This is a genomic window from Spirillospora sp. NPDC052242 (assembly GCF_040679555.1).
Classification (GTDB): Bacteria; Actinomycetota; Actinomycetes; order Streptosporangiales; family Streptosporangiaceae; genus Spirillospora.
In genome coordinates, this window is sequence record NZ_JBFAUZ010000066.1 from 39393 (window position 1) to 46530 (window position 7138).

8 protein-coding genes are annotated in these 7138 nt (G+C 73.3%); 5 read left to right on the top strand and 3 right to left on the bottom strand.

What is annotated here, in order from left to right:
- Nucleotides 1-112: 112 nt before the first annotated feature.
- The 5 genes from AB0L25_RS36965 to AB0L25_RS36985 all read left to right on the top strand — a co-directional run bounded on the left by AB0L25_RS36965 (nucleotide 113) and on the right by AB0L25_RS36985 (nucleotide 4861).
- Nucleotides 113-814 (top strand): hypothetical protein, encoded by a 702-nt coding sequence (locus AB0L25_RS36965; RefSeq protein ID WP_500177777.1) that lies wholly within the window; start codon nucleotides 113-115, stop codon nucleotides 812-814.
- Nucleotides 815-1071: 257 nt separating this feature from the next.
- Nucleotides 1072-1563, top strand: a complete 492-nt coding sequence (locus AB0L25_RS36970) for a metallophosphoesterase family protein (RefSeq protein ID WP_500177779.1) — start codon at nucleotides 1072-1074, stop codon at nucleotides 1561-1563.
- A gap of 23 nt (nucleotides 1564-1586) precedes the next feature.
- A complete protein-coding gene (locus AB0L25_RS36975; RefSeq protein ID WP_500177781.1) occupies nucleotides 1587-2513 on the top strand; it encodes a phosphotransferase in 927 nt (308 codons plus the stop codon).
- 33 nt (nucleotides 2514-2546) lie between these two features.
- Complete coding sequence (locus tag AB0L25_RS36980; RefSeq protein WP_500177782.1) at nucleotides 2547-3362, top strand: crotonase/enoyl-CoA hydratase family protein; 816 nt, start codon at nucleotides 2547-2549, stop codon at nucleotides 3360-3362.
- 140 nt (nucleotides 3363-3502) lie between these two features.
- Nucleotides 3503-4861: a nucleobase:cation symporter-2 family protein gene (locus AB0L25_RS36985; RefSeq protein WP_500177784.1), complete on the top strand. Its 1359-nt coding sequence runs from the start codon at nucleotides 3503-3505 to the stop codon at nucleotides 4859-4861.
- Between the two features lie 40 nt (nucleotides 4862-4901).
- Here AB0L25_RS36985 and AB0L25_RS36990 read toward each other — a convergent pair whose 3' ends face one another.
- From AB0L25_RS36990 to AB0L25_RS37000, 3 genes are all read right to left on the bottom strand, one after another.
- Nucleotides 4902-5726, bottom strand: coding sequence for a patatin-like phospholipase family protein (locus AB0L25_RS36990; RefSeq protein ID WP_500177786.1), 825 nt, complete (start codon nucleotides 5724-5726; stop codon nucleotides 4902-4904).
- Between the two features lie 65 nt (nucleotides 5727-5791).
- Entirely contained in the window at nucleotides 5792-6271 is a 480-nt protein-coding gene (locus AB0L25_RS36995; RefSeq protein ID WP_500177788.1) for a DUF2752 domain-containing protein, read from the bottom strand.
- A gap of 3 nt (nucleotides 6272-6274) precedes the next feature.
- A complete protein-coding gene (locus AB0L25_RS37000) occupies nucleotides 6275-6583 on the bottom strand; it encodes a CD225/dispanin family protein (RefSeq protein ID WP_034517076.1) in 309 nt (102 codons plus the stop codon).
- Between the last annotated feature and the right edge of the window lie 555 nt (nucleotides 6584-7138).

Consider the following 7138-nt stretch of genomic DNA (forward strand, 5'->3'; position numbering starts at 1 on the left):
GTAGAAACGATCTGTAATCCGCGCGGTCACGGCGACCCCCGGCCGCGCGAGGGGGCCGCGCACGGCGCCGCGCCGTGCGCGGAAGCAGAACGCCTCACCGAGGAGTGACCCCGTGAAAGCTCTCGGCAGAATCACCGCGCCCCTGGTCGCGGCGTCCGCCGCCGTGACCCTCGCGGCCGGCCCAGCGGCCGCCGCGACCACCACCGTCCGCGCCGGCACCGCCACCGGCGCGCCCTATTCGGGCGCCTGGCAGGTCTCCACCGTCGGCCCGCTCGAATTCTCCGTCGTGTTCCTCGGCGTCACCGTCACCGGCACGTGCGACGGCGCCGAACTGCGCGGCACCGTCGAATCCGCGGGCGCCGGCGCGCTGACGTCCGCGTCCATCGGCGCCTGCGCGACGTCCAACGGCCTCAGCTCCCCGCCCACCGACCTCGGCGAACTCCCCGCCAACACCGGCCGGGTCGCCCACGACCCGATCCCCGGCGGCCGCGACGGCACCCTCACCATCGACGGCGACCTGACCGTCAGCCTCCGGGGCGAGTTCCTCGGCCGCGTCCGCACCTGCAACTACGGCTTCCAGACCGACGGCGAGGACGGCCTGTCCTTCGACGTCTACAACCGCGACAACCCGAACCGCCCCCTCCCCGGCGTCGACGACGCCCAGGGCGAGGCGACCGACATCACCCTCGTGAAGAAGCCCGGCAGCGACTTCCTCTGCCCGTCCGACGGCACCGGCACCGGCACCGCCGTCGCCCGAGGCGAGAGCGCCCCCGGCTCCGGCGTCTTCGACCAGAAGCTCTACCTCACCGAGTAGCGCGGGGCGGGCGGCCGGGTGCCGGGGCCGGAGCAAGGGAGTGGCTTTCCGCCCGCGGCGCCCGGCCGCCCCGATCCTCGCGCACCGGGTCGCCGCGGGACGGCCGGGGGCGTTCGGCCGCACCGGCGAACGCGAGGACCACGAGCCTAACCCCGCAGGTCAGCGCACCGTAATGACATCGCGCTTACAGTTCTTTCCCACCGGTGTCCGGACCGGCCCGGCGCAAAATCACCGGGCCCCGGTGACACAATGGAACGGTGCGAGCGGTCGTGATCTCCGACACCCACGCGCCCCGGTACTGGAAGTCGTGCCCGCCCCGGGTCGCCGAGCACCTGCGCGGCGCGGACGTCATCCTGCACGCGGGCGACGTCTGCGTCGCGTCCGTCCTCGACGAACTCGCGCAGTACGCGCCCGTCCACGCCGTCCTCGGCAACAACGACCGCCCGGACGTCGCCGCCTGGGGCGCCCCCGAACGCCTCGAACTCGACCTCGACGGCCTCGCCGTCGCGATGGTGCACGACAGCGGCCAGAAACGCGGCCGCACCGCCCGCATGCGCCGCTGGTTCCCCGGCGCCGACCTCGTCGTCTTCGGCCACTCCCACATCCCGCTCGACGAGACCGGCGACGGCGTCCGCATCTTCAACCCCGGCTCGCCCACCGACCGGCGCCGCCAGCCCCACGGCACCCTCGGCCTCCTCGACGTCCGCGACGGACGGCTCGCCCGCGCCGAAATCGTTCCCGTCACCTGACCGCCGCACGGCACAATGCCGGGATGACCCGGTTGCCGTGGGAGAAGACACCCGACCACGTCCGCGCCGACGTCGAGGCCCTGCTCGGCGGCCGCGTCGCCGAGGCGGCCACGCAGCCCGGCGGATACTCGCCCGGCGTCGCCGCCCGCCTCCGGCTCGACGACGGGCGCCGCGCGTTCGTCAAGTCCGTCGGCGCCGAGCTCAACCCCGACTCGCCCGGCATCCACCGCGCGGAGGCGCGGATCGCCGCCGCGCTGCCCCGGTCCGCGCCCGTCCCGAGACTGCTCGGATCCTTCGACCGGGACGGCTGGGTCACCCTCGTCTTCGAGGACGTCGACGGCGCACCGCCCCGCGAACCCTGGGACGCCGCCGAACTCGCCCGCGTCCTCGCGGCCCTCGGCGACCTCGCCGCCGCGATGACGCCCGCCCCCATCGACGCGCCCACGGCCGCCGAACGCTTCGGCCCCGCCTTCCGGGGCTGGCGGCTCCTCGCCGCCGACCCCGGCCGCGACGGGCTCGACGGGCTCGACCCCTGGGCCCGCGCCCACCTCCCCGAACTCGCGGAACTCGAGGCGTCCTGGGGGACGGCCGTCGCCGGCGACACCCTCGCGCACGCCGACGTCCGCGCCGACAACATCCTGCTCACCCCCGACCGGGTGGTCGTCGTCGACTGGCCCTGGGCGTGCCTGTCCGCGCCCTGGTTCGACCTCCTCGCGATGCTGCCGAGCGTCCGCCTCCAGGGCGGCCCGCCGCCCGGGGAGGCCTTCGCCGCCCACCCCCTCGCCGCGTCCGCCGACGACCGCGCGGTCACCGCCGTCCTCGCCGCCGTCGCTGGATTCTTCGTCCACGGCGGCCTCCAGCCGCCGCCCCCCGGCCTGCCCACCCTCCGCGCCTTCCAGCACGCCCAGGGCGAGGTCGCCCTGGCCTGGCTCCGCGACCGACTGGAATGATCGCCGGAGACATCTCGCAGGAGGGATAACGGCATGACCGAACGCGTCACCGTGAAGGTCCACGACGGGGTCGCCGACGTGCGGCTCAACCGTCCCGACAAGCTCAACGCCCTCGACCTGCCCACCTTCGAGGCGCTCGCCGCGACCGGCGACGCCCTCGCCGCCGACCCGTCCGTCCGGGCCGTGGTCCTGTCCGGCGAGGGCCGCGCCTTCTGCGCCGGCCTCGACTTCGCCGCGTTCGCCGCCATGGCCGAGCACGCGTCCGCCGGCTCCGGCGGCCCGTCCGACATCACCGACCGCGCGCCCGGCCGCATCACCAACCTCGGCCAGCAGGCCGTCCACACCTGGCGGGAACTGCCCCAGCCCGTCATCGCCGCCGTGCACGGCCACGCGCTCGGCGGCGGCCTCCAGATCGCCCTGGGCGCCGACCTGCGCATCGTCGCCCCCGACACGAAGATGTCCGTGCTGGAGATCCGCTGGGGCCTGGTGCCCGACATGACCGGCACCGCCGCGCTCATCCGGCTCGTCGGCGAGGACGTCGCCAAGGAGCTCACCTTCACCGGCCGTATGATCACCGGGACGGACGCCGTCCGCATCGGCCTCGCCACCCGCACCGCCGACGACCCGCACGCCGCCGCCACCGCACTCGCCCGCGAGATCGCCGGGAACAGCCCCGACGCCGTCCGCGCCGCGAAACGGCTGCTCAACCGCGCCGCCGACCGCGACCTCGCCGGCCAGTTCCTCGAGGAGTCCCGCGAACTCGGCGCCCTGCGCGGAACCCCGAACCAGGCCGAGGCCGTCCGCGCCTACTTCGAGAAGCGCCCGCCCGCGTTCACCGACCCCGCCTGACGCGCGCCGCCCCCGGCGCCGACCGGGGGCGGTTTCGGGACGAACCGGTGCAGGCCGGTATGTTCGGCCGTCGGAATCGGCGCATCCGCACAGGTCAACGCGGGGCGCCCGGCACACCGACCCCGGAAGGCGACACACGCATGTCCGAAGCAGGACCGCGCAGGCATCCCGTCGACGAGGTGCTCCCCGTCCCCAAGCTCGCCCTCTACGGGTTCCAGCACGTCCTCGCCTTCTACGCCGGCGCGGTCATCGTCCCCATCCTCGTCGCCGGGCAGATCGGCCTGTCCGACGAACAGCTCGTCTACCTCATCAACGCCGACCTGTTCACCTGCGGCATCGCCTCGATCATCCAGGCGCTCGGCTTCTGGCGCGTCGGCGTCCGGCTGCCCATCGTCCAGGGCGTCACGTTCACCGCCGTCGCCCCCATGATCGCCATCGGGCAGGGCGCGGAGAACGCCACCGCCGGGCTCCTGGCCATCTACGGCGCCACGATCACCGCCGGCATCGTCACGCTGATCGCCGCGCCGTTCCTCGGCCGCCTCCTGCGGTTCTTCCCGCCCCTCGTCACCGGCACCGTCCTGACGATCATGGGCCTGATCCTGCTGCCGAACGCGCTGAAGGACGCCGCGGGCGGCGCGGGCGCCGAGGACTTCGGCAGCTGGAAGCACCTCCTGTACGCGGGCGGCACCCTGCTGTTCATCCTCGCCGTCTACCGGATGCACCGCCCGTTCCTCAGCAGCATCGCCGTCCTCCTCGGCCTCGTCGGCGGCACCCTCGTCTCCTGGGCGCTCGGCGACACCACCTTCGACCAGGTCGGCGAGGCCGACTGGATCGGCGTCACCACCCCCTTCCACTACGGCATGCCCACCTTCCACATCGGCGCGATCGTCGCGATGCTGCTGGTGATGATGGTGACCGTCGTGGAGACCGTCGGCGACTCCAAGGCCACCGGCGAGATCGTCGGCAAGGAGGTCGGCGACGAGGACATCACCCGCGCGCTCCGCGCCGACGGCGTCTCCACCTTCCTCGGCGGCGTCCTGAACGCCTTCCCCTACACCTGCTTCGCGCAGAACGTCGGTCTCGTGCGCCTCACCGGCGTCCGCAGCCGCTTCGTGGTCGTCGCCGCCGGCGTGATCATGATGGTCCTCGGGCTGTTCCCGAAGGCCGCCGGCTACGTCGCGTCCATCCCGCCGGACGTCCTGGGCGGCGCGGCCGTCGCGATGTTCGGCATGGTCGGCGTCGTCGGCATCCAGACCCTCTCCAAGGTCGACCTGCGGCAGGAACGCAACGCCCTCGTCGTCGCGGTCAGCATCGCGCTCGCCCTGCTCCCCGCCGCCGCGCCCGAGGTCTTCGCGCAGATGCCCCGCGAGATCTCCGCGATCCTCAACAGCGGCATCACCCTCGGCGCGATCTCCGCGATCGTCCTCAACCTCGTGTTCAACGTGCTCGCCCGCACGCCCCCGCCCGAGGACGACGCCGAGAAGGCCCCCGCGAGCTGACGCCCCGGCCCGCGGCGGAACCCGCCGCGGGCCGCACGGCCTACTCCCAGAACGCCGCGACCGCCGCCGCGACGGCCCGCCCCTGCACGCGTCCCGCCTCGGCGGACGGCGTCCGCGCCGACGGGTTCAGCGGATCGGACCCGAACGCCGCGAGAGACGCCTCGTCGGGACGCACCACCTCCACCTTCCCCGACATCCCGGCGACCTGCTCGTCCAGCGTGCCGTCGTCCAGCGGGGCCAGCGCCAGCACCCGCCCGCACCCTTCCGCCAGGTCCAGGTTCACCGCCGAACGCACCCCGCCGTCCATGTACCGGACGCCGCCGATCGTCACCGTCGGCCAGATCATCGGCACCGCGCAGCTCGCCGCGACCGCATCCACCAGCTCGACGCCCGACTCCCGGTCGAACACCCGCGGCTCCCCGGTCAGCGCGTTCACCGCCGTGACCAGCAGCGGCCGCGCCGGCCACGCGTGCACCGGCAGCCGTCCCGCGATCACCGCGCGCCGCTCGTCCTCCGGGACGGTCTCCGCGGCGAGCGCCCGCGCCCCGATCGCGCGCCGCAGCTCGACGCGGTCGTCCAGCTCCGACGCCAGCCGCGTCCAGACCTCCGCGAACTCGTGGACGCCCGACGGCGCCGGTTCCCGGTTCTGCAGCCCCGCGTCCGCCTGCCGCTCGAACAGCTCCGCGACTGGCGTCCCCCCGGCGACCTGCGCCGCGACGACCGAACCCGCCGACGTGCCGATCAGCAGACCGGCGTCCGTCACGTCCGTCCCCTCGTCGGCGAGCCCGGTGAGCACGCCCGTCAGCCACGCGATGCCCGCCACGCCGCCGCCCCCGAGCACGAGTGCGCGTCCGTTGTCGCTCATGTCCGTTCCTTTCCCCTGTGACCGTCCGAGCGTAGGGGCGGGCCGAACGGCGGCCGCGTCCGGTGTCAGGCGGCGAGCGCCGCGCCGAACGGGAGGTTGCGCACCACCCAGAAGACGAGCACGACGGCGAAGAAGGCCCAGATCAGGCGCGAGTCGGCCGCCTTGGTCCGGGTGGGGCGGTCCCGGGCCCGCGCGACGGCCCAGCGCACCCAGAAGAAGACCAGCACGGGCAGCATCGTGACCGTGAACACGTTCAGCGCGACGGCCTCACCGAGCTGCCCGTGCGCCACGGCGTGCACGGTGCGCAGCGCTCCGCACCCCGGGCACTGGTAGCCGGTCAGCGCGAGGAACGGGCACGTCGGATAGTGGCCCTGCTCGTTCGGGTCGACCGCGGCGACGTACCCGGCCGCCCCGACGGCCAGCACCGCGACCCCCAGGGGAGAGAGCAGACGGCGCGCCGCCGCGGTCAGACCGCGGGACGCGCCGTGACGATCGGGCGAGGGCCCGCCCCGCCGGGGCGGGGCGAGCCGATGCTCCTGAGTCATCCGTCAGTACGTCGTGCTGCTGCTGGCGAGCGCGACGCTGAAGATGAAGTAGATGACGCCGACGACCACGCCGACGATCGCCGAGACGATCGCCCAGGTCTTCGCGTTCTTGGAAGCCGCGATGGCGCCCGCGTGGTCACCGCTGTTCCACTTGCCGTTGACCTGCGCGGCGAAGACGATCGACACGACTCCGGCCGGGAGGCAGCAGAACAGCGTCGTCAGGATGGCCCACACCAGGTGGTTCGGCGGCGGCGCCGGCGGGACGCCGTACGAACCGGGACCACCGGGGGCGGGTGGCGGGTAGTAGCTCATGTGGTTCCTTCCCTGTGGGCTGGGTTTCCATCAAGTAGATGGTCAACAAGCATGCCTGGTTCCCCCTGAGCAGGTAAACGTCCCCCTCAACACAGTTGAGGCACGGTCCGTCCGGCCTCGGCGAAGGCCCCCGCGCGCCGATTTGACGTCGCCGACCCGACCGCGTAAGTTAACCCCTCGTCCCCTTACGGATGCAGGACGCCCGAGCGGCGGCCGGCCGACCGGGGAAACCACCGACCAGACTCCGCCGGAGCGGCTTCGCCGTGCCCGGGGTCCCACGGTGGGTCGGAAACAGCCGATTTTGACAAACCGGCCGGATCTGATGAAATAGCGACACCGCCCGGAAGGAACCGCGCAAGCGGAACCCGAAAGGCATCGGGAAAAGCCGGAAATTGACAAACCGGCCGGAACCGATAAAGTAAGAGAAGTCGCCCCGGGGCCGAGACCGACGAAAGCCGGTCGAGCGCGGTGGGTGTCCGTTTCTTGAGAACTCAACAGCGTGTTAAAAGCCAGTGCCTTTAACGATTCGGCCGGCAGGCCGGATCACCCCCGAGG

Coding starts and splice junctions, on each gene's coding strand:
- AB0L25_RS36975 (WP_500177781.1), top strand. CDS start 1,587: ATGACCCGGTTGCCGTGGGAGAAGACACCCGACCACGTCCGCGCCGAC.
- AB0L25_RS36985 (WP_500177784.1), top strand. CDS start 3,503: ATGTCCGAAGCAGGACCGCGCAGGCATCCCGTCGACGAGGTGCTCCCC.
- AB0L25_RS36990 (WP_500177786.1), bottom strand. CDS start 5,726: ATGAGCGACAACGGACGCGCACTCGTGCTCGGGGGCGGCGGCGTGGCG.
- AB0L25_RS37000 (WP_034517076.1), bottom strand. CDS start 6,583: ATGAGCTACTACCCGCCACCCGCCCCCGGTGGTCCCGGTTCGTACGGC.
- AB0L25_RS36995 (WP_500177788.1), bottom strand. CDS start 6,271: ATGACTCAGGAGCATCGGCTCGCCCCGCCCCGGCGGGGCGGGCCCTCG.
- AB0L25_RS36980 (WP_500177782.1), top strand. CDS start 2,547: ATGACCGAACGCGTCACCGTGAAGGTCCACGACGGGGTCGCCGACGTG.